Source organism: Cupriavidus sp. YR651 (assembly GCF_900101625.1).
Lineage (GTDB): Bacteria > Pseudomonadota > Gammaproteobacteria > Burkholderiales > Burkholderiaceae > Cupriavidus.
The window spans coordinates 443,529-463,771 of sequence record NZ_FMYZ01000001.1; the positions used below are offsets into that span (position 1 = coordinate 443,529).

Annotated in this window: 17 protein-coding genes; 2 read left to right on the forward strand and 15 right to left on the reverse strand. The window is 63.7% G+C overall.

Annotated features, from left to right (window positions below; all coding sequences use genetic code 11):
• Positions 1-85: 85 nt before the first annotated feature.
• The 6 genes from BLR29_RS01940 to ugpB all read right to left on the reverse strand — a co-directional run bounded on the left by BLR29_RS01940 (position 86) and on the right by ugpB (position 8,330).
• Positions 86-2,938 carry a 2-oxoglutarate dehydrogenase E1 component gene (locus BLR29_RS01940; protein WP_092134216.1) on the reverse strand — a complete coding sequence of 951 codons (2,853 nt, stop codon included), beginning with the start codon at positions 2,936-2,938 and terminating at the stop codon, positions 86-88.
• Between the two features lie 281 nt (positions 2,939-3,219).
• Entirely contained in the window at positions 3,220-3,957 is a 738-nt protein-coding gene (gene ugpQ / locus BLR29_RS01945; RefSeq protein WP_092135377.1) for a glycerophosphodiester phosphodiesterase, read from the reverse strand.
• Positions 3,958-3,989: 32 nt separating this feature from the next.
• Entirely contained in the window at positions 3,990-5,108 is a 1,119-nt protein-coding gene (locus BLR29_RS01950; protein WP_092134217.1) for a sn-glycerol-3-phosphate import ATP-binding protein UgpC, read from the reverse strand.
• Positions 5,109-5,125: 17 nt separating this feature from the next.
• Positions 5,126-5,974 (reverse strand): sn-glycerol-3-phosphate ABC transporter permease UgpE, encoded by an 849-nt coding sequence (gene ugpE, locus BLR29_RS01955; RefSeq protein ID WP_092134218.1) that lies wholly within the window; start codon positions 5,972-5,974, stop codon positions 5,126-5,128.
• 12 nt (positions 5,975-5,986) lie between these two features.
• The gene (gene ugpA, locus BLR29_RS01960; RefSeq protein WP_092134220.1) at positions 5,987-6,868 is read right to left on the reverse strand and encodes a sn-glycerol-3-phosphate ABC transporter permease UgpA; all 882 of its coding nucleotides are present in this window, start codon (positions 6,866-6,868) and stop codon (positions 5,987-5,989) included.
• Positions 6,869-7,019: 151 nt separating this feature from the next.
• Positions 7,020-8,330 (reverse strand): sn-glycerol-3-phosphate ABC transporter substrate-binding protein UgpB, encoded by a 1,311-nt coding sequence (gene ugpB / locus BLR29_RS01965; protein ID WP_092134221.1) that lies wholly within the window; start codon positions 8,328-8,330, stop codon positions 7,020-7,022.
• 214 nt (positions 8,331-8,544) lie between these two features.
• Here ugpB and BLR29_RS01970 point away from each other — a divergent pair, with 214 nt between their 5' ends.
• Positions 8,545-9,348, forward strand: coding sequence for an HAD-IIB family hydrolase (locus tag BLR29_RS01970; protein WP_092134223.1), 804 nt, complete (start codon positions 8,545-8,547; stop codon positions 9,346-9,348).
• Positions 9,349-9,525: 177 nt separating this feature from the next.
• Here BLR29_RS01970 and ntrC read toward each other — a convergent pair whose 3' ends face one another.
• The 4 genes from ntrC to BLR29_RS01990 all read right to left on the reverse strand — a co-directional run bounded on the left by ntrC (position 9,526) and on the right by BLR29_RS01990 (position 14,495).
• Complete coding sequence (gene ntrC, locus BLR29_RS01975; RefSeq protein ID WP_092134225.1) at positions 9,526-11,097, reverse strand: nitrogen regulation protein NR(I); 1,572 nt, start codon at positions 11,095-11,097, stop codon at positions 9,526-9,528.
• A 91-nt stretch (positions 11,098-11,188) separates the two neighbouring features.
• Positions 11,189-12,370: a nitrogen regulation protein NR(II) gene (glnL, locus tag BLR29_RS01980; protein WP_092134226.1), complete on the reverse strand. Its 1,182-nt coding sequence runs from the start codon at positions 12,368-12,370 to the stop codon at positions 11,189-11,191.
• Between the two features lie 4 nt (positions 12,371-12,374).
• Positions 12,375-12,899: a DUF4124 domain-containing protein gene (locus tag BLR29_RS01985; protein WP_092135379.1), complete on the reverse strand. Its 525-nt coding sequence runs from the start codon at positions 12,897-12,899 to the stop codon at positions 12,375-12,377.
• 180 nt (positions 12,900-13,079) lie between these two features.
• Positions 13,080-14,495: a 3-hydroxylaminophenol mutase gene (locus tag BLR29_RS01990; protein ID WP_092134228.1), complete on the reverse strand. Its 1,416-nt coding sequence runs from the start codon at positions 14,493-14,495 to the stop codon at positions 13,080-13,082.
• Positions 14,496-15,020: 525 nt separating this feature from the next.
• Between BLR29_RS01990 and BLR29_RS01995 the strand changes: the two genes are divergently transcribed.
• Positions 15,021-15,485, forward strand: coding sequence for a rhodanese-like domain-containing protein (locus tag BLR29_RS01995; protein ID WP_092134229.1), 465 nt, complete (start codon positions 15,021-15,023; stop codon positions 15,483-15,485).
• A gap of 109 nt (positions 15,486-15,594) precedes the next feature.
• Here the strand turns inward: BLR29_RS01995 and BLR29_RS02000 are convergent, their stop codons facing one another.
• The 5 genes from BLR29_RS02000 to BLR29_RS02020 are packed head-to-tail and all read right to left on the reverse strand — an operon-like array spanning position 15,595 to position 20,196.
• Positions 15,595-16,395: a competence/damage-inducible protein A gene (locus BLR29_RS02000; protein ID WP_092134231.1), complete on the reverse strand. Its 801-nt coding sequence runs from the start codon at positions 16,393-16,395 to the stop codon at positions 15,595-15,597.
• A gap of 11 nt (positions 16,396-16,406) precedes the next feature.
• Positions 16,407-17,282, reverse strand: coding sequence for an EI24 domain-containing protein (locus BLR29_RS02005; RefSeq protein WP_092134232.1), 876 nt, complete (start codon positions 17,280-17,282; stop codon positions 16,407-16,409).
• A 57-nt stretch (positions 17,283-17,339) separates the two neighbouring features.
• Positions 17,340-18,335 carry a sterol desaturase family protein gene (locus BLR29_RS02010; RefSeq protein ID WP_092134234.1) on the reverse strand — a complete coding sequence of 332 codons (996 nt, stop codon included), beginning with the start codon at positions 18,333-18,335 and terminating at the stop codon, positions 17,340-17,342.
• A complete protein-coding gene (locus BLR29_RS02015; protein ID WP_092134236.1) occupies positions 18,335-19,195 on the reverse strand; it encodes a polysaccharide deacetylase family protein in 861 nt (286 codons plus the stop codon). Before BLR29_RS02015 ends, BLR29_RS02010 begins: the two co-directional genes overlap by 1 nt.
• A 14-nt stretch (positions 19,196-19,209) precedes the next feature.
• Entirely contained in the window at positions 19,210-20,196 is a 987-nt protein-coding gene (locus tag BLR29_RS02020) for a YVTN family beta-propeller repeat protein (RefSeq protein ID WP_092134237.1), read from the reverse strand.
• Positions 20,197-20,243: the final 47 nt, after the last annotated feature.

Genomic DNA, 20,243 nt, shown 5'->3' on the forward strand with positions numbered 1-20,243 from the left:
TTGGAATTTCCTCGATGTATGCGTGTATGGTCAGGCAGGCCCCCCACGGCGCGCGCTCTTGCGCGTCGCCGTGGGGGTCGTCTAATTACTTGGTCAGAACAAAGCCCTTGAGCTTGGAGAACGCAGCGTCCAGCAGCGCCTTCTGTTGCTCGTTGTGCTTTGCGTAGTAGCCCACCGCCGGCGAAGCCGAGGCGGGACGACCGGCATAACCGAGCTTCTGGCCTTCCGTCATGTTTTCCATGATGTAGTGCTGCACGAAGAACCAGGCACCCTGGTTCTGCGGCTCATCCTGGCACCACACGATTTCGGTCGCGCCAGGATATTTCTTGAGTTCCGCGGCCACGGCCTTGTGCGGGAACGGGTACAGCTGTTCCAGGCGGACGATCGCCGTGTCGGTGGCACCACGCTCCTTGCGGGTGTTGACCAGGTCGTAGTAGACCTTGCCCGAGCACATGATCACGCGCTTGACCTTGCTGGCGTTCAGTTCTTCGTGATCGGGGATGACCGTCTCGAAGTGACCCTTGGCCAGGTCGGACAGCGGCGACACCGCATCCTTGTTACGCAGCAGCGACTTCGGCGTCATGATCACCAGCGGCTTGCGGAACAGACGGATCATCTGGCGACGCAGCAGGTGGAAGATCTGGGCCGGCGTGGTCGGCTGGCAAACCTGGATGTTGTGGTCCGCGCAGAGTTGCAGGAAACGCTCGATACGGGCCGAGCTGTGTTCCGGACCCTGGCCTTCGTAGCCGTGCGGCAGCATCAGCGTCAGACCCGAGGCGCGGCCCCACTTCACTTCACCCGACGAGATGAACTGGTCGATCACCACCTGGGCGCCGTTCACGAAGTCGCCGAACTGGGCTTCCCAGATCACCAGCGCATTCGGTTCCGCGGTCGAGTAGCCGTATTCGAAGCCGAGCACGGCTTCTTCGGACAGCACCGAGTCGATCACGGTGAACGGGGCCTGATTCTCGGATACGTTCTGCAGCGGCACATAGGAGCCGGCATCCCAGCGCTCGCGGGCCTGGTCGTGCAGCACGGCGTGACGATGCGTGAAGGTACCGCGGCCGGCGTCCTGGCCGGTGATGCGCACCGGGTAGCCCGATGCCACCAGCGAGGCGAAGGCCAGGTGCTCACCCATGCCCCAGTCCAGCAACTGGTCGCCACGACCCATGTTGGCACGGTCCTTGACGACCTTGTCCACCAGCGGATGCAACTTCAGGTGCTCGGGAATCGCGGTGATCCGCTCGGCCAGGCGCTTCAGTTCCGTCACCGGCACCGCGGTGTCGGCGGCGTCCGTCCACTTGCGATTCAGGAACGGCATCCAGTCCACGGCGAACTTGTTCTTGAAGTTCGACAGGACCGGGTCAACCGTGTGCTTGCCCGCGTCCATGGCGTTGCGGTATTCCTTGACCAGCTCGTCGCCGAAGTCTGCGCCGACCAGATTCTGGGCCGCCAGCTTGTCGGCGTACAGCTTGCGCGTGCCGGGGTGCTGGGAAATCTTCTTGTACATCAGCGGCTGGGTCATAGCCGGGGTGTCTTGCTCGTTGTGACCCAGCTTGCGGAAGCAGATGACGTCGACCACGACGTCCTTCTTGAATTCCATGCGGAAATCCACCGCGAGCTGCATGGCGTACACCACGGCCTCGGGATCGTCGCCGTTCACGTGCAGCACCGGCGCCTCGATCATCTTGACCACGTCCGTGCAATACAGCGTCGAACGCGCGTCACGCGGGTCGGAGGTGGTGAAACCGATCTGGTTATTGATGACGATGTGCATCGTGCCGCCCGTGCCGTAGCCACGGGTCTGCGCGAGGTTCAGCGTCTCCATCACCACGCCCTGACCGGCAAAGGCGGCGTCGCCGTGCACCTGCACCGGCAGCACTTCCTTGTGACCGGCTTCGCCACGGCGTTCCTGGCGGGCCTTCGACGAACCCTCGACCACCGGATTGACGATTTCCAGGTGGGACGGGTTGAAGGCGAGCGACAGGTGAACCGGGCCGCCTTCGGTCGAGACATCGCTCGAGAAGCCCTTGTGGTACTTCACGTCGCCTGCCGGCAGGTCGTCAACGTGCTTGCCTTCGAATTCGGCGAACAGGTCCGCCGGCATCTTGCCCAGCGTGTTGACCAGCACGTTCAGGCGGCCACGGTGGGCCATGCCGATCACGATTTCCTGCACACCCTTGCTACCGGAGTGCTGGATCAGTTCGTCCATCGCGGCGATGAAGCTTTCACCGCCTTCCAGCGAGAAACGCTTCTGGCCAACGTACTTGGTGTGGAGGAAGCGCTCCAGGCCTTCGGCCGCGGTCAGGCGGTCGAGGATGTGCTTCTTCTTCTCCAGCGTGAACACCGGCTTGGAGCGCGTGGTTTCCAGGCGCTCCTGCCACCAGCGCTTCTGCGCCTGGTCGCTCACGTACATGAACTCGGCGCCGATGGTGCCGCAGTAGGTCTCGCGCAGGTTGTTGAGCAGCTCGCGCAGGCTCATCGACTCCTTGCCGAAATACGTGTTGCTGGCATTGAAGACGATGTCGAGGTCAGCCTCGGAGAAACCGTAGAACGCCGGATCCAGGTCAGGCAGGGGCGGACGCTCCTGGCGCTTTAGGGGATCGAGGTCGGCCCAGTGCGTGCCAATGTTGCGGTAGGCGGCGATCAGCTGGGTGGCAGCGACGCGCTTTCGGCCCATATCGGAATCGGCCGAGGCAACAATAGTCTTGATGGGGCCCTGCTTGGCGCGCTCGGCAAACGAGGCGACGATCGGTGCGTGGGGGATATCGCGGGCGTTGGAACCATCCACAGCCGGGACATTCTGCATCGCGTCGAAATACGAGCGCCAGTTGTCGGGAACCGAGCTGGGATTCTGGAGATAGGCCTCGTACAGCTCTTCCACATAGGGGGCGTTGCCGCCGAAGAGGTACGAATTGCTCTGATACTGCTGCATCATGGGGCGCTCACTATTCTCCGGGAATGCCGGAGTTAAGCGGGTTCATCAACCTTCCGCGACACGGCTTGACCGGTTAGCGGATTGCAAACAACTCTTGGGAGCCACGACAGCGCTACCTTAAACGGACGGCGCCTTGGGCGCCGCCTGTTTTTGGGTCTCACCGCCGGGCCCGAAAGGGCAAGTTGTGCGGGGAAGGACCTAAGTCTTCACTCGCGAAAGCATAGCACGTTTGCCTAGAAATCGTGGGGACTTTTCGTGATGCAAAATCAAGACACAACAGGTCAAGGCTGCGCGGCAATCTGGTCGACGGCATCGGTGATCAGGCCGTCCAACCCCCAGGACAGCAAGTCCGCGGCGCGCGTCACGTCATTCACCGTGTAGCACAACACCTTGAATCCAGCCTGGTGTGCCCGGGCGATGACCGCCGCGTCGAGTTCGCGGTGATTCGAATCCAGCGCGACGCAGTCAAGCCTGCGCAGGCGGTCCAGCCAATCGGCGGGCAGCTTGTCCAGCAGCAGCGCACGTGGCACGGTCGGCGCCACCTTGCGAGCGGCCTCCAGCGCCTCCTCGGAAAACGACGACAGCAACGGCGGGACATCGGCACCTTGCCAGAGCGAAAGTGCATCAAGCGCCACGGCCGCACCCGTCCGATATTCATGACCCGGTACTGGCTTGATCTCGATATTGACGAGGAAACCGTTGGCACGCGTGTAGCGGGCGATGGCCGCCAGCGTCGGAATCGGCTCACCCGCATAGCCCGGGCTGTGCCAGGCGCCGGCATCCAGCCCGGCCAGTTCACCCAGCGTCAGCGCATCGACGCGCCCCGTGCCGGACGTCGTGCGATCCAGCGTGGCATCGTGCATCAGCACCGTCCTGCCATCGCCAGACAGCTTCACGTCGAATTCGAACATCCGGTAGCCGAACGACGCACCGTGCCGGAACGCGGCGAGCGTATTCTCGGGCGCCAGCTTGCCGGCACCGCGGTGGGCGATATGGCTCGGATACGGCCAGTTGGCCATATCCACCGTCGGGAATGTCGCGGCCGCCTGGCTCATGCGTGCGCCTCGATCCGCTTGCCGGAGCTCACATCGAAGAAGTGCAGATGTTCGGGCGATGCCGTGACCGGCAGGCGATCGCCACTGCGCACGTGCATCTGGCTGTCGAGCCGCACCACAACCGGCTGGCCACCGAGCGCTCCGTACGCAAACGAGTCCGCGCCGAGCGCCTCCACCACGCGCACATCGACCTCCGCGATGGCATCGTGGGCCGCGCACGGCTCGATATGCTCGGGACGCAGACCCATCAGCGCCTGCTCGGGCAGATGCAAACCCATCGGCAGATGGCCCAGCGTCGCGGTGCCGCCCTGCCCGTCCTTGGGCACCACGCGCATTTGCGCACTGCCCTGTCCCGCTGCCTGCCCGGCCCCGTTTCGCGCCACCGGCACCAGGTTCATCGGCGGCGAGCCGATGAAGCCCGCCACGAACGTGCTGGCCGGTCGCGCGTACACCTCCAGCGGCGTGCCGATCTGCTCCACGCGGCCACCATTGAGCACCATCATGCGGTCAGCCAGCGTCATGGCCTCCACCTGGTCGTGCGTCACATACAGGCTGGTGGTACCCAGGCGGCGATGGAGATCCTTCAGTTCCAGACGCATTTGCACACGCAGCTTGGCGTCGAGGTTCGAAAGCGGTTCGTCGAACAGGAACACGGCAGGCTCCCGCACGATCGCACGCCCCATGGCCACGCGCTGGCGCTGGCCGCCGGAGAGCTGGCGCGGCTTGCGGTCGAGCAGCGATGCCAGTTCCAGGATGCCCGCGGCATGCTTCACGCGCTGCTCGATCTCGGGCTTCGGCATGCCACGAATCTTGAGCCCATAGGCCATGTTGTCATACACGCTCATGTGCGGATACAGCGCGTAATTCTGGAACACCATCGCGATGTCGCGCTCGGCCGGTTCCAGGTCGTTCACCACCTTGTCGCCAATATGGATCTCGCCGCCGGTAATGGTTTCCAGGCCGGCGACCATGCGCAGCAGCGTGGACTTGCCGCAGCCCGACGGGCCGACGATGACGATGAATTCACCGTCGGCGATTTCCATATCGATGCCGTGCACGACCTGCGTGCCGCCGGCGTAGGTTTTCTGTACGTTGCGAAGTGACAGTTTTGCCATGGCTAGTTTTCCCTGCCTTATTTTTCCGTTTCCACCAGGCCCTTGACGAACCATCGTTGCATCAGCACCACCACCACGGCCGGCGGGATCATCGCCAGCATCACGGTAGCCATCACCAGGTTCCAGTCCGTGGCGGCATCGCCCGAACGGGAGATCATCTGCGTCACGCCCACCACCACTGGCGTCATCGACTTCTGCGTCGTGATCAGCAGCGGCCAGAGGTACTGGTTCCAGCCATAGATAAACTGGATCACGAACAGCGCGGCGATGCTGGTGCGCGACAGCGGCAGCACCACGTCCCAGAAGAAACGCAGCGGGCCGGCGCCGTCGATGCGCGCTGCCTCGGCCAGTTCGTCCGGAATGGTCAGGAAGAACTGGCGGAACAGGAACGTGGCGGTGGCCGATGCGATGATCGGAATCGTCAGGCCGAAGTAGCTGTCCAGCAAGCCCAGATCCGACACCACCTTGTAGGTCGGCAGGATCCGCACTTCCACCGGCAGCATCAGCGTGATGAAGATCAACCAGAAGAAGGTCTTGCGCAGCGGAAAGCGGAAATAGACGATCGCAAAGGCCGAGATGATCGAAATGGCGATCTTGCCGAGGGCAATGCCCAGCGCCATGATCAGGCTGTTCTTCATCATGGTGGCGACCGGCGATGCGGCCTCCCCCACGCCCCGGAACAGCACCGTGCGATAGTTTTCGAACAGGTGGCCGCCCGGAATCATCGTCATCGGCGCATCCAGCACCTGCTCGGCCGTCAGCGTGGACGCCACGAAGGTCAGGTACACCGGAAAGGCCACGACAACGATGCCGAGAATCAGCACCAGGTGCGTAATGAAATCAAGTATTGGTCGACGTTCTACCATTGCGTGCCTCTGTCAGTACTGGACCTTGCGTTCCACGAAACGGAACTGCACCACGGTCAGCGCGATCACGATCACCATCAGCACGACGGACTGCGCCGCCGAACCGCCGATATCCATGCCGCGGAAGCCGTCGTGAAAGACCTTGTAGACGAGCGTGTTGGTGGAATTGAAAGGGCCGCCATGCGTCACGGCGTCGATGATGGCGAAGGTGTCGAAGAACGCGTAGACGACGTTGATCACCAGCAGGAAGAACGTGGTCGGCGACAGCAGCGGGAACACGATCGACCAGAAGCGCCTCCACGGACCCGCGCCGTCGATGGCCGCGGCCTCGATCAGGGATTTCGGGATGCTCTGCAACCCGGCCAGGAAGAACAGGAAGTTGTAGCTGATCTGCTTCCATGCCGCGGCCAGCACCACCAGCGCCAGCGCCTGATTGCCGTTGAGCAGGAAGTTCCAGTCCACGCCCATCTTGCGCAACGCGTAGGCCACCACGCCGAGCGTCGGATTGAACATGAACATCCACAGCACGCCCGCCACGGCGGGTGCCACGGCGTACGGCCAGATCAGCAGGGTCTTGTAGCCCGTGGCCGCGCGCACCACGCGATCCGCAAAGTAGGCCAGCAAGAGCGCCACGGACAAGCCCACCACGGTCACGCCAATGGCGAAGATCGCCGTGGTCTGGAAGGACTCCACATACTGGGTATCCTTCAACAGCGCGGCAAAGTTTTCGAGGCCGACGAACTCCAGGTTGATGCCGAAGGCATCCTGCTGCAGCATCGACTGGTACAGCGCCTGGCCCGCAGGCAGGAAGAAGAAGATCAGCGTGATGGCGATCTGCGGCAAGACCAGCAGATACGGCAGCCACGGCGAGCGAAAAACGACGCGTTTTTCCATCGTTAACTATCCGGCAAACGCCGCGGGGTCGCGGCTCCCTGACAAGACACCCAAGGCGAGTCAGCCCGGATATCCATAAAGCAAGCGGGCGACGGATTCGCCGCCGCCCGCTCTCGGTGCGCCCTGCCCGGTCGCGCCGGGCAATCGCGCCTTACTCCTTGGCCGTCTTCTGGAAGCGTTCCAGCAGTTCGTTACCGCGGGCAACGGCTGTGTCCAGCGCCGCCTTCGGTTCCTTCTTGCCGGCCCAGACGGCTTCCAGTTCCTCGTCCACCACCGTGCGAATCTGCACCAGGTTGCCCAGGCGCACGCCGCGCGACTTCTCGGTAGTCTTCACGACCATCTGTTCCACGGACACTTCGGCGCCCGGGTTCTTGTCGTAGTAGCCCGACTTCTTGGTCAGCTCATACGAAGCCATCGTGACCGGCAGGTAGCCGGTGGCCTGGTGCCAGTCCGACTGGATTTCCGGACGCGAGAGGAACGTGAAGAATTTGGCCACGCCCTTGTACTCTTCCGCCTTCTTGCCGCCCATTACCCACAGCGACGCGCCGCCAATGATCGTGTTCTGCGGGGCGCCCTGCACGTCCGGGTAGTAAGGCAGTTGCGACACGCCGAACTGGAACTTGGCGTTCTTGCGGATGTTGGCCAACGACGCCGAAGAACCCGTGAACATCGCGCATTCGCCGTTATAGAACTTGGCCTGCGACTCCGCCTTGCGGCCGCCGTAGCTGAAATAGCCCTTCTTGACCATTTCCTGCAGGTTCGTGATGTGCTTCACGTGCAGCGGGCTGTTGAATACCAGGCGGGCGTCCGTGCCGCCAAAGCCGTTGTTCTTGGTCGCGAACAGCGTGTTATGCCAGGCCGAGAAGCTCTCGAGGTGCACCCAGCCCTGCCAGTCGGTGGTATAGGCGCAGTTAGTGCCGGAAGCCTTCAGCTTGGCCGAATACTGCATCACTTCGGGCCACGTCTTGGGGGGCGCGGAGAGGCCGGCCTTCTTGAAGGCGTCCTTGTTGTAATAGAAGACCGTCGTCGAGCTGTTGAACGGGAACGACAGCATTTCGCCCTTCGACGACGTGTAGTACCCGGCGACCGCCGGAATATAGGCCTTCTGGTCGAATTTCTCGCCGGCGTCCTTCATCACGGTGGAAACCGGCTTGATGGCGCCCTTGGCACTCATCATCGTCGCGGTACCGACTTCGAACACCTGCAGGATGGCCGGCGCGCCGCCCGCACGGAAGGCCGCGATACCAGCCGCCATGGTTTCGTCGTAGTTGCCCTTGTTGACCGGCACGATCTTGTAGTCGGTCTGGCTCGCGTTGAACTTGTCGGCAATTTCGTTGACTTTGTCGTTCAGCGCGCCCTGCATGGCGTGCCACCATTGGATTTCGACGGCGGCGTGAGCCGTGCCGGCCATGGCCAGGGTGGCGACGGCGGCCAGTTTCAATACGGTACGTGGAAAAGACATCGGCATCTCTCCTGAGGCTGTTATGAGTCGGGCAAAAATGTGAAAAAGCGACCGACTGTATGCATTTTTTGTGACAGCCGGATGTTACGCCGGTCTCACCCCAACGAAAACCGGGCAAACCCGCCTTGCAGAGAGATTGTTGCGGCATTTTGACGACACACAGGTGTCACGGTCGGTGATATGCGCGGGTGCCAGTTGCGTAAAATGCCCGGCCATGACGACCATGCAACCCTTCTCCGCCCTGCCCGATGCCGCCCTGCGCCGTGTGCGCGGCATCCTGACCGATATCGACGGCACGCTGACCACCGACGGCCGGCTGCCCGCCTCCACCTATCTGGCGCTGGACCGGCTGGCACGGGCCGGCCTGCACGTGATTCCGGTAACAGGGCGCTGCATCGCCTGGGCCGAAATCCTGACCCGGCTCTGGCCGGTCGACGCCATCATCGGTGAAAACGGCGCCTTCTACTCACATTTGCACAACAACAAGCTCGTCACTCGCTTCCTGGACGACGAAAAGACGCGCGCGGCAAACCTGGAGAGGATCCACGCGCTGGGCGAGGCCATCCTTCGCGAGGTTCCCGGAAGCGCGCTGGCATCCGATCAGGCCTGGCACGCCGCTGACCTGGCAATCGACCACGCGGAGGACGTCCCGCCATTGCCACAGCAGGCAGTTGAGCGCATCGCAGCGATGATGCGGGAGGCTGGCATGACCGCAACGGTCAGTTCGATCCATGTAAACGGATGGTTCGGCAAGCACGACAAGCTGTCGATGAGCCGGCTTTGCGTTGCGGAGTTGCTCGGGGATGATGTGGACGCCAACCGCGATGACTGGCTGTTCATCGGCGATTCGGCAAACGACGTGGCGATGTTCGGCCACTTCCCGTTGTCGGTGGGCGTAGCGAACGTGCGTGAGATCCTGCACCTGCTGCCGGTGACACCAGCCTATGTCACGAATGCAGCCGGCGGCGAGGGATTCGCCGAGATGGCGGAGAGACTGCTGGTGGCGCGGGAAGGCTGAAGACACCAGACCTGAGGGCGCCAGACTTGAAGGCGCAAATTTGTGAAGGCGCCAGGCCGGGACACCCGGCGGACACCGACCGGACGTCCGTCGGGCGCCCAGTGCGGCAGCCGGTCAGGCCCCCTCTCCCGCAAGCAAGAGAAGGGACAAGCCATCGGCCCGCACCGGAGCCTGACATTAGTCGAAGCCCAGCTCCTGCAACTTGCGGGTAATCGTGTTCCGGCCGATCCCGAGTCGCGTCGCGGCTTCCACCCGGCGGCCACGCGTGACGCCGAGGGCGGCCTCCAGCACGGCCTTCTCGAAGCGGCGAGTGAGTACGTCCATCACCTCAGGTTGCCCCGATTCCAGCATGGTCTTGGCCTCGCCAGCCAGCAGTGCTTCCCAGTTGGCGGAAACCGGACTCGCGGCAAACGCCGGCGTCGCCGCCACGCCCGGCGCGCTCGACACCATGGGCGGACGCGTCGCGACCATCATGTCGCCTTCGATGCCCGGCGCGCCCATGCCGTAGTCGGCGGTCTCCAACGCCTCGTACTCGCCGCCGCCCGCGCGGGCCTCGCCCGCATGCTGACGCACGGCCGCCGCACCGCTATCCTGGCCGGTTCCAATCATTTCACGCGGCAGGTCCTTGACCTCGATGGTCTGCGCCGGCGCCATCACGGTCAGCCAGTTGCAGAGATTCTCGAGTTGCCGCACGTTGCCGGGGAAAGGCAGCGTGCTGACGTAGGTCAGCGCCTCGTCGGACATCCGCTTGGGCTCCACGCCCAGTTCCTTCGCACTCTTTTGCAGGAAATGGCGCGCCAGCAGCGTGATGTCTTCCGGCCGTTCGCGCAGCGGCGGCAGGCGCAGGCGGATCACGTTCAGGCGGTGGAACAAGTCCTCACGGAACAGCCCCTCCTTGACGCGCGTCTCCAGGTTCTGGTGCGTCGCGGCGATCACGCGCACGTTGGCGCGCAGCGGGTTGTGACCGCCGACCCGATAGAAGTTGCCGTCCGACAGCACCCGCAACAGGCGCGTCTGCAGGTCGAACGGCATGTCGCCGATTTCATCGAGGAACAGCGTGCCGCCCTCGGCCTGCTCGAACCGGCCCCGACGCATGGTCTGCGCTCCGGTGAACGCGCCACGTTCGTGACCGAACAGTTCCGACTCCAGCAGATCCTTGGGAATCGCCGCAGTGTTCAACGCGATGAACGGCCCATTGGCACGCGGACTGTGCTTGTGCAGCGCGCGCGCCACCAGCTCCTTGCCGGTACCGGACTCGCCGGTGATCATCACGGTGACATTCGATTGCGACAGCCGGCCGATCGCGCGGAACACATCCTGCATCGCCGGTGCCTGACCGAGAATCTCGGGCGCATCAACCAGCCGATCGTCCATCTCCTCTTCGCGCAGGCTCTCTTCCAGCGCCCGGCGAATCAGTTCGACCGCCTTGTCCACGTCGAACGGCTTGGCCAGATATTCGAAGGCGCCGCCCTGGAATGCAGCCACCGCACTGTCGAGGTCCGAGTACGCGGTCATCACGATGACCGGCAGGCCCGGGTGGCGCGCCTTGATGGCCTGCAGCAGGTCCAGCCCAGACCCGCCAGGCATGCGGATATCGGAGATCAGGACTTGCGGCTCGTCCTCCTCCAACGCCGCCAGCACGTCGCGGACATTGGTAAAACTGCGGGAGAGCAGGCTTTCACGTGCGAGGGCCTTTTCCAGGACCCAGCGGATTGATTGATCGTCGTCGACTATCCAGATCGGCTTCATGTGCGTCGCTTGTCTGCTCGGTGTCATTTGGTCTCCCGTTCGCCCGCTGTTGGCAGGTCCGCACCGCTCGCACGATTCGCCAGGGAGGCGCCTAGTGGAGTGGCAGCAGGATACGGAAGTCGGTACAGCCCGGCCGGCTCTCGCATTCGATCAAGCCCTCGTGCTGCTGCACGAAGGTTTGAGCGAGTGTGAGACCGAGTCCGCTACCGCCATCCCTGCCCGATACCAATGGATAGAAGATGCGTTCGCGAATGTCCTCGGGGATGCCCGGGCCGTTATCGATGACATGCAAGTCCAATGCCAGCTTGAAAAGTCGCTTGGCAATGGTCACCTGGCGAGCCACCCGCGTGCGCAGCACGATCTGCGCGTCGCCACGGGCAATGCGCTCGTGCAGCGCCTGCGCGGCGTTGTGCACGATGTTCAGCACGGCCTGGATCAGCTGCTCCATGTCGCCACGCAGGTCAGGCAGGCTCGCGTCGTAGTCGCGCACGATATCCAGCCCGTTGGGGAATTCCGCCAGGACCACGGATCGCACGCGCTCCAGCACCTCGTGGATATTGAGGTCCGAGACGATATGGGGATGCCGGTGCGGCTCCAGCAGGCGGTCCACCAGCGTCTGCAGGCGGTCCGACTCCTTGATGATGACCTGTGTGTATTCGCGCAGGGAGCGCTCGGGGAGTTCGAATTCCAGCAACTGGGCCGCACCGCGGATGCCCCCCAGCGGATTCTTGATCTCGTGGGCCAGATTGCGGATCAGCTCCTTGTTGGCCGAGGTCAGGTCGAGGATGCGTTCCTCGCGGTCGCTGCGGACCTTCTGCTCGTTCAGCAGGATCTCCACAAGCACGATGCCGGCGTGCCCCTCCAGCGCGCCAATGACCACGTGCGCGTGGATCGCTTCCTGCAGCGGCGGCCGCAAGACCAGGTCCTGGCGGCGTACGTCTACCTGCCGGGCGATGACCGACTCGATCATGGCGTCGAGTTCGTCGGACGCGCCAAACAGATCCGGCAGCGTCAGCTCCACCATGGCGCGGCGCGACAGCGCAAAGCTGGCCTCGGCGGCGGGGTTGGCGTAGACCACGTGCAGGCCGGGCTGGCGCACCAGCAGCACGGGATTGGCCACCACGTCCAGCCCCGGATGAAAGACCACATCGCCCAACGGCAGGATGTCTGCATCGCTCGCCGCCGGATCGGCACTGTCTGGCGAGGTGGCTGGCTCCGACTTGCGATCGGCGCCAGTGACTTTGCGGGACACTCCGCGAATCAGGCGACGCATGCGATTAGTCCTTCAGGTTGGAAAGCTCGCGACGCAACGATGCGGCATTGGCCTCGCCGCGCGCGATGTCATCGCGCAGCCGGGCCGTGCGATCGAGGTACTTCTGGTAGTTACGCTCATTGCCCTGGCGCTCGGGCTCGCCGTTGTTGTACTCGGCGCGCAGGCCGGACAGCTTGGCCTCCTCGCTCTGCAATTCCTGCTCCAGCACGGCGCGGCGTTCGCCGTCGCGGTTCTTCTGCGTGGCGCTGTCCACGCGCGGGAACGCGGTCGGCGAGGCGGCGGCCGTGGTGGCCTTGCCCGCGCCGCCCGATGTCGTCCGTCCGCCCGGCACGGTCACCACGTCGGGCAGGTTCAGCCGCTTGCAATCCTTGCTGTTGCCCGGATTGCCATTGCGATACTCGGGCACGCCATTGGCACCCTTGCACACGTAGACATCCGACGATTGCGCCGGCGCCGGCTGACTCCACCCTCCCAGCACCAGCATCACGGCCGTCACCAGAATGGGGAGACCCACACGGATTTGGTGCATTCCGCCGTGGGCGGCACTGCTCGAGATCTTGTTCGAATTCGCGTCCATGAACACCGACATGATGGTTAGGGAAAGAGCCCCATTCTAGCGATCAACCCGCCAGCAAAACAAAAAGGGACAGCCGAAGCCGCCCCTTCCTGGTGCAACTGTTGCCCGGTGACAACCTGGCAACGGGATCGCTTACAGCGAGTAGTACATCTCGAACTCGATCGGGTGAGTCGTCATGCGGAAACGCGTGACTTCTTCCATCTTCAGTTCGATGTAGGCATCGATCATGGAGTTGGAGAACACACCGCCGCGGGTCAGGAACTCACGGTCGTTGTCGAGGTACTCCAGGGCCTGGTCGAGGCTCGAGCAGACGGTCGGGATCTTTGCATCCTCTTCCGGCGGCAGGTCGTACAGGTTCTTGTCGGCGGCTTCACCCGGGTGGATCTTGTTCATCACGCCATCCAGACCGGCCATCAGCAGCGCCGAGAAGCCCAGGTACGGGTTCATCAGCGGATCCGGGAAGCGGGTTTCGATACGACGGCCCTTCGGGTTGGCCACGTAAGGAATACGGATCGAGGCCGAACGGTTGCGGGCCGAGTAAGCCAGCTTCACCGGGGCTTCGAAGCCCGGCACCAGACGCTTGTACGAGTTCGTGCCCGGGTTGGTCAGGGCGTTCAGCGCGCGAGCGTGCTTGATGATGCCGCCGATGTAGTACAGCGCGAATTCCGACAGGCCGGCATAGCCGTTGCCCGCGAACAGGTTCTGGCCGTCCTTCCACACGGACTGGTGAACGTGCATGCCCGAACCGTTGTCGCCCACGACCGGCTTCGGCATGAACGTGGCGGTCTTGCCATAGGTATGGGCCACGTTCTGGATCACGTACTTCTGCAGCTGCGTCCAGTCGGCGCGTTGCACCAGCGTGCTGAAGCGCGTGCCGATTTCGTTCTGGCCCTGGCCAGCCACTTCGTGGTGGTGCACTTCCACGGGGATGCCCAGCGATTCAAGAATCAGGCACATTTCCGAACGGATGTCCTGGAACGTGTCGATCGGGGCAACCGGGAAATAGCCGCCCTTCTTGCCCGGACGGTGACCGCTGTTGCCGTGCTCGAATTCCTTGCCCGACGACCACGGGGCTTCTTCCGAGTTGATCTTGACCGAGCACCCCTGCATGTCGACGTTCCAGGTCACGCCGTCGAAAATGAAGAATTCGGGTTCCGGACCGAAGAAGGCGGTGTCGCCCAGGCCGGTGCTCTTCAGGTAGGCCTCGGCGCGCTTGGCGATGGAACGCGGGTCGCGGTCGTAGCCCTTGCCGTCCGACGGCTCGATCACGTCGCAAGTCAGCACCAGCGTCGGCTCTTCGTAGAACGGGTCGATGTGGGCCGTGTTCGAATCCGGCATCAGCAGCATGTCCGAAGCTTCGATACCCTTCCAGCCGGCGATCGACGAACCGTCGAAAGCGTGGCCGCTCTCGAACTTGTCATCGTCGAAGTGCGACACGGGCACAGACACGTGTTGCTCCTTGCCTTTGGTATCCGTGAAGCGGAAATCGACGAACTTGACGTCGTTTTCCTTCACGATCTTCATCACATCTGCAACGCTGTGGGCCATGCCTATCTCCTGGAAATTCGGGCTGAGTCTGGGAAAGCCATTGTTGGTTCGGTCACCGTTCCAGCCTGCCGCAGCACGACTGCGCGGCCGCCGGGAAACACCCGCGAAGACCGCCCCAAAAGGGACGAGGAATGTTAGCAGAAAGCATGCCAACTGAAGCCATCATTTGCCCTCGCCATCCCGAAAAATGTGCACCTGCTGGCGGTTCCGCACCGCCACGGGGGCCGCGGATTGCATACAACCTGGCTCGCCACGCGGGACGCGCCGGCAGACGCACTTGCATCACTGACGCCGCCGCACTTATCAAACACCATTACGGTGCATGATTCAAGGAATCGCACCATTCGAGTGCGCTCGCACCATGACGATGCATACTGCGGAGTGACGTTTTTCGGGCTGGCACATTGGCCACGCGCTAGAATAGCGCCGAAATGCTGCGCCATCCCCGGTACGGCGACGACGTGATGGTCGACGTGCAGCCGAGGCCGCGCTTCTCCGCCCCTCTTATTGATTCCGTCACAGAAGATGACTACCCGAGACGACCTCCTTCAGGCGGCGCGCGAGCGCCAGCAACAGAACCAGCTTGCCTACTTCGGCGCTCTCACCCCGCAGGAAGCCTATGCGCTGCTGCAGGCCGATCCGGCTGCCGTGCTGGTGGACGTCCGCACTCAGGCCGAGCTGGACTGGGTGGGCGGCGTGGATCTGCCCGATGAGCAGTTCGCGCACGTGGAATGGATGTCCTACCCGGGTGGCGCGCAGAATGCGAAGTTTCTCGAAGAACTGAAGGCGCGCGTGCCGACCGATGTGCCCGTGCTCTTCCTGTGTCGCAGCGCGGCGCGCTCCAAGCATGCTGCGCGCGTGGCCACGGAGGCCGGCTACCCGTTCGCGATGGACGTGCTGGAAGGCTTCGAAGGCAACCGTGACGAGCAGCATCACCGCAAGACCGTGGAAGGCTGGTGCGTGCGCGGCCTGCCCTGGCACGGCGCCTGAGCGGAAACGCCAGACGCAACAAAGCGGCCCCGAGAGGCCGCTTTTTTTGTGCGGGCTTCACTTCCCGCCTGTCTCGCTTCGGCTGCACGCCTTTGCAGCCCTGTTGCAGCTACTGCTCCACGATTTCGAAGCCCATCGCACGCACGCCGTCCAGCAGCATGGCGTACGCCGGCGCCACCAGCTCGCCCGGGCCCTTCACGCCCAGGTCGATATGACGGCGCGCGAGGCGATCGCCACGGCTGACATCGCCCACGGACGGCAGGCTGAACACGCGGATGCCGGCGAAGGCCGCCTCCACTTGCTCCATCAGCGGCGTCAATGTGGACTCCGGCGCCTCGAACACATAGAACGCGCGCGATTGCTCGACTTCCCGGTGAAACAGGTGCGAGTAGTAGTGGTCGAGCACCCACTCCATCATCGGCCATGCCATGACCGGAAAACCCGGCATGAAATGGTGATCCGCCACGGAGAATCCGGGAATGCGGTTATAGCTGTTGGGAATGATCCGAGCACCGGCCGGAAACTCGCCCATCTTGAACCGATGCTGGTTCTCGGGCAGGTTCAGGTCGCCCTTGACTGGGTCGCCGTTGGCGGTTTCGGCGATGCGCAGCGCAATCTGCTCGCGCGCCTCGGGATGCAGCGCCAGATCCACGCCCAGTGCCGCCGCCGCGCACTGCCGCGTGTGGTCATCCGGCGTGGCACCGATGCCGCCCGTGCAGAACACGATGTCCGGTCCGGCCAGCGTGCGACGCAGCGCGGCGGTGATGCGGTCGCGCTCATCGCCGATGTACTCGGCCCAGTCCAGCGCCAGTCCACGCGCGCCCAGCAGTTCGATGGCCCGGCGCATGTGCTTGTCCTCGCGTCGCCCGGACAGAATCTCGTCGCCGATGACAATCAAACCGAAACCCATGGTGCCCTCACTCAGGATTGTTCAATACGGCGCACGTCGGACGGCGCCAGGTCGATGACGTCAACGACGTCGTGCGGTGGCGGCGCGGCCGCCGCACGTTCGGCGCGCAAGTCGGCCAGGGCCCGCAGGCAAAAATGGCCGAACCACAGCGCCGAAAAAATGAATATCAGCACATACAGCCACAGCGTGCCTGCCAGCACCACCGGAAACAGGAAGATGATGACAGCCGACCAAACCCACAGCAAGGTCGGCGCCGATCCCAGCAACCCCACTGCCACGCCAATCATCAGCAACGACGTGCGGTGGCGTTTCATGATCGTCTTGCGCTCTTCGACTGTCGCATGTTCGGACAGTGCGTCGTAGGTCATCACGCGGTATGTCAGCCAGCCCCACAGCACCGGTGGAATCAGCGCGAAGAATGGCGGAATCAGCCACAGCGGCAGGGTCACCAGCACCAGCAGCAGAAACACCACGGTATTGCCGAGCGCCTGAAACACGCTGCCGGCGATGCTGCCGCCATGCGCCTTCGTCAGATTGGGATAGCTGCGCTCCAGGTGCCGCACCACGGCCGGCACCGAGAACAGGCTGATGAAGATCAGCATCGAGGCGATCACCAGCGGGATCACCATCGTCAGCACGAAAAGCGGTGCCACCACGGCGCGCAGCGACTGCAGGCCGACCCAGTCCAGCGCGCCGTAGATCCAGCTGGTGAAGACCGACCCCTGGAGAATGGCGCTGGCCGTGCCGATGACCGGGTCCCAGGCCAGGTAGATCAGGCCACCCCACAGCACGGTAGCCAGGACAAACGGCAGCACTGTCAGCATCAGCATGCGTGGATGAAACTGACTGGCCAGGGCGCGACCAAACGAGCGGAAGATATCGTTCATGCGGGAATGAGATCGGGAAAGCCCTCAGAGCCTAGCATAGGCTGAGGGCGCCGCCGATTAACCCAGGCGCAGCAACCGTTTGATGCCAAGCCACTGCTGGGAGAGGAAACCGGCGCCGTAGTCGCGGCCGCGGCCTGCGGGCGGCGGCATCTGGTCGCGGATGCCGGTCGGGTAGTAGGCGTCGGTGAACACGGCGGTGCGGAACAACATGTCCCACCACGGGAAGATCACGCCGAAATTGCACCCGCCCAGGCGCTTCGGCTTGTCGCCGGCGCCCTGCCGTTCATGGCCCAGCCCGACGGCATGGTGCGTACGATGGAAGCGCGGCGATACCAGCAGCCGCTCGCCCAGCCATCCGAAATGCAGCCGCAGGTTGGCATGCTGCAGGCTCTGCAGGAGTTGCGACAGCGCCACCAGCAACACGTACTGGGACGGCTCCACGCCCACGGCCAGCGCCACAGTCGCAAACACCAGGTCGCGCAGGATGTCGTCGGCCAGATGATTGCGGTTGTCGCTCCAGAGCGTCATCTGGCGCTGGCTGTGGTGCACCGCGTGCAGGCTCCACCACCAGCGGTAGGTGTGCGAGAGCCGGTGATACCAGTAGTCCAGCAGATCAAACAGCAACAGGTAGACGAAAAAGCTCACCAGCGGGACCGACGTCACGCCCGGCCACCAGTCCTCGACGTTGATCCGCTGCCAGCCCAGCAGGCGCAGGTGCCCCTCCAGACCGTCAGTGAGCGGCGCCAGCATGAAGAACATCGCCAGCCGGAACAGGCCGAGCCGATGAATCAGCGTGTAGAGAATATCCGTGCGGATCGCCGAGCGATCGGTGACCGGCTCCACGGGCCGCAGCTTTTCCAGCGGACCCAGGATCAGGATCATCACGGCAATCTGGACCAGGCCAACCAGCAGCCATTCGGTGCCGGTGAAGGCGTCTTCGGCATAGCCACCGAAGCCCAGGTTGTAGACCACCGGCAGCACCACGTCCTGGAAGACCGTGGCCTCCACCTGACCCACCCAGAGACCGAGCCAGTTACTGAACGTGTCCCACATTACCGCCTGCCCTCCGGCCCGGTTTCAGATACTTCCCATTTTGCGCCCGATCGCGCAACGGTGTGCCGCGCGATCCAGTCCTTGTACAAGGGATGCTCGCGCAGCGTGGCAAAACAGAATCCCTTCTGCTCCAGACCGCTGATCAGCGGCTCCAGCACGCCCGGCGCCCACGGGTCCTTGCGCGACCAGATGCCCAGGTGCGCCATCGCGATATCGCCATTGCGAAGGTCGCGCAACGCGCGGTCGAGCAATACCTGGTTCGGGAAGCGTTCCGACGACAGCTCGTCGCCGAGGAACCCCGCCGGCGCCCAGCCGACATGCCTGAATCCGCATTGCTCTGCCCACGCCAGCGTCTGCGGTGCGGTACGGCCACCCGGGGCGCGCCACAACGGCACCATCGGCTGGCCGGTCATCGACTGGAACGCCTGCGCGCTGCGGCGCAGTTCGGTGCAAAACGTCTCGGCCGTCATGGTCACGTCGCGGCCAGCCTGCGCGCCGAACTGCGGACGCATCGTCACCTTGTCACCCCGCGTGCTGCGCAGGTAGACGTGATCGAAAGTGTGCGTGCCAAATGCGTGACCGTCGGCGGCCAGCGACTTCCAGTACGGCGCCCATGTCGGATCGAGCGAACTGTCCTTGTTGACGGTCGGCTCGTTGGCGAGGAAGAACGTGGCCCGAATATGGTGGCGGCGCAGTGTCCGCGCGATCAGCTCGGCCTGGCTCATGCTGCCCGTGTCGAACGTCAGGTACAGCGTGCCGGCGCGGCACGCACCGGCATTCGTCTCCGCGGCGGCGGCGGCGGACAAACCCGCCGCGGCCAGCGCCAGCGCGGCGGAGATCCGGGTCATCATCCTGCGCATGACGGCTCCGACTCTCAGTACAGCGGTGCGCGCGTGCGGAAGTAGATGCCGTGGGGCGACTTGCCCACGCGGATCGTCTTGACCATCTTGCGGCTGGCCACATCGATCAGGCCCACCGAACGGGCCCAGCGGAAGGTCACCCAGAGCGTCTTGCCGTCGGCGGTCAGCTCCATGTCGTCCGGGCCTGGCAGCAGGCCGGTGATATCACCAACCTTGGACAGCGTCTGCTGGTCGATGATGCTGATCGACCCCGACACACGGTTGGTCAGGAACAGATGGCGCTTGTCGCCGACCGCGCGGAAGTTGTGCGCGCCCTTGCCGGTCTGGATCTGCTTGACGACGGTCCGCGTGCGCCAGTCGATCACGGCCACGTAGTCGGCGCCCGTCATGCCCACCAGCAGGTACTTCTGGTCCGGCGTGACCCAGACGCCAGCCGGCGCGGAGCCCGCTTCCATCGTCCAGAGCACGGTCAGCGTGGTCAGGTCGATGGCGGCGATCTGGTCGGAATCCTGCAGCGTGATAAAGGCGATCTTGCTATCCGCCGTGAAGGCGATATGGCTCGGCGTCTTGGCCAGCGGGAACTGCTTGGCGATCTTCAGCTGGTGTCCGTCCCAGCGGTACACGTCCACGCGGTCTAGCCGGTTGCCGGTGGCAACGAACCATTTCTGGTCGGGCGAGAAGCCCACCTGGTAGGGGTCGTCGATATTCGGCACACGCTGCTGCACCTTCCCGGTGACAGGATCGAGGAAGACCAGGTCGTTGCCGACGGCGTTGGCCACGATCAGCGATTTCTCATCCGGGGTAGCAATCAGGTGATGCGGCTCCTTCCCGATCGGAAAGGTTTCCAGCACCTTCTGGGTGTCCTTGTCGATCAGGGTGACGGTCGCGTCACCCGAATTCAGGATCACCACCACTTCCGCTGACGCGGGGGCGGACACCATTGCCAATGCCAAGGCGCCGACCGATACCACGCCAGCCACAACGCGACGCAATGCGAGCATAAGACCGTTAAATCATGACGAATCGGGCATTCTAACGTTTCGCCGCA

What these genes read in the sequence shown, in the direction of transcription:
- BLR29_RS01940 (WP_092134216.1), bottom strand. Translation starts at nt 2,938, where the DNA reads ATGATGCAGCAGTATCAGAGCAATTCGTACCTCTTCGGCGGCAACGCC.
- ugpQ (WP_092135377.1), bottom strand. Translation starts at nt 3,957, where the DNA reads ATGGCCAACTGGCCGTATCCGAGCCATATCGCCCACCGCGGTGCCGGC.
- BLR29_RS01950 (WP_092134217.1), bottom strand. Translation starts at nt 5,108, where the DNA reads ATGGCAAAACTGTCACTTCGCAACGTACAGAAAACCTACGCCGGCGGC.
- ugpE (WP_092134218.1), bottom strand. Translation starts at nt 5,974, where the DNA reads ATGGTAGAACGTCGACCAATACTTGATTTCATTACGCACCTGGTGCTG.
- ugpA (WP_092134220.1), bottom strand. Translation starts at nt 6,868, where the DNA reads ATGGAAAAACGCGTCGTTTTTCGCTCGCCGTGGCTGCCGTATCTGCTG.
- ugpB (WP_092134221.1), bottom strand. Translation starts at nt 8,330, where the DNA reads ATGTCTTTTCCACGTACCGTATTGAAACTGGCCGCCGTCGCCACCCTG.
- BLR29_RS01970 (WP_092134223.1), top strand. Translation starts at nt 8,545, where the DNA reads ATGACGACCATGCAACCCTTCTCCGCCCTGCCCGATGCCGCCCTGCGC.
- ntrC (WP_092134225.1), bottom strand. Translation starts at nt 11,097, where the DNA reads ATGAAGCCGATCTGGATAGTCGACGACGATCAATCAATCCGCTGGGTC.
- glnL (WP_092134226.1), bottom strand. Translation starts at nt 12,370, where the DNA reads ATGCGTCGCCTGATTCGCGGAGTGTCCCGCAAAGTCACTGGCGCCGAT.
- BLR29_RS01985 (WP_092135379.1), bottom strand. Translation starts at nt 12,899, where the DNA reads ATGCACCAAATCCGTGTGGGTCTCCCCATTCTGGTGACGGCCGTGATG.
- BLR29_RS01990 (WP_092134228.1), bottom strand. Translation starts at nt 14,495, where the DNA reads ATGGCCCACAGCGTTGCAGATGTGATGAAGATCGTGAAGGAAAACGAC.
- BLR29_RS01995 (WP_092134229.1), top strand. Translation starts at nt 15,021, where the DNA reads ATGACTACCCGAGACGACCTCCTTCAGGCGGCGCGCGAGCGCCAGCAA.
- BLR29_RS02000 (WP_092134231.1), bottom strand. Translation starts at nt 16,395, where the DNA reads ATGGGTTTCGGTTTGATTGTCATCGGCGACGAGATTCTGTCCGGGCGA.
- BLR29_RS02005 (WP_092134232.1), bottom strand. Translation starts at nt 17,282, where the DNA reads ATGAACGATATCTTCCGCTCGTTTGGTCGCGCCCTGGCCAGTCAGTTT.
- BLR29_RS02010 (WP_092134234.1), bottom strand. Translation starts at nt 18,335, where the DNA reads ATGTGGGACACGTTCAGTAACTGGCTCGGTCTCTGGGTGGGTCAGGTG.
- BLR29_RS02015 (WP_092134236.1), bottom strand. Translation starts at nt 19,195, where the DNA reads ATGCGCAGGATGATGACCCGGATCTCCGCCGCGCTGGCGCTGGCCGCG.
- BLR29_RS02020 (WP_092134237.1), bottom strand. Translation starts at nt 20,196, where the DNA reads ATGCTCGCATTGCGTCGCGTTGTGGCTGGCGTGGTATCGGTCGGCGCC.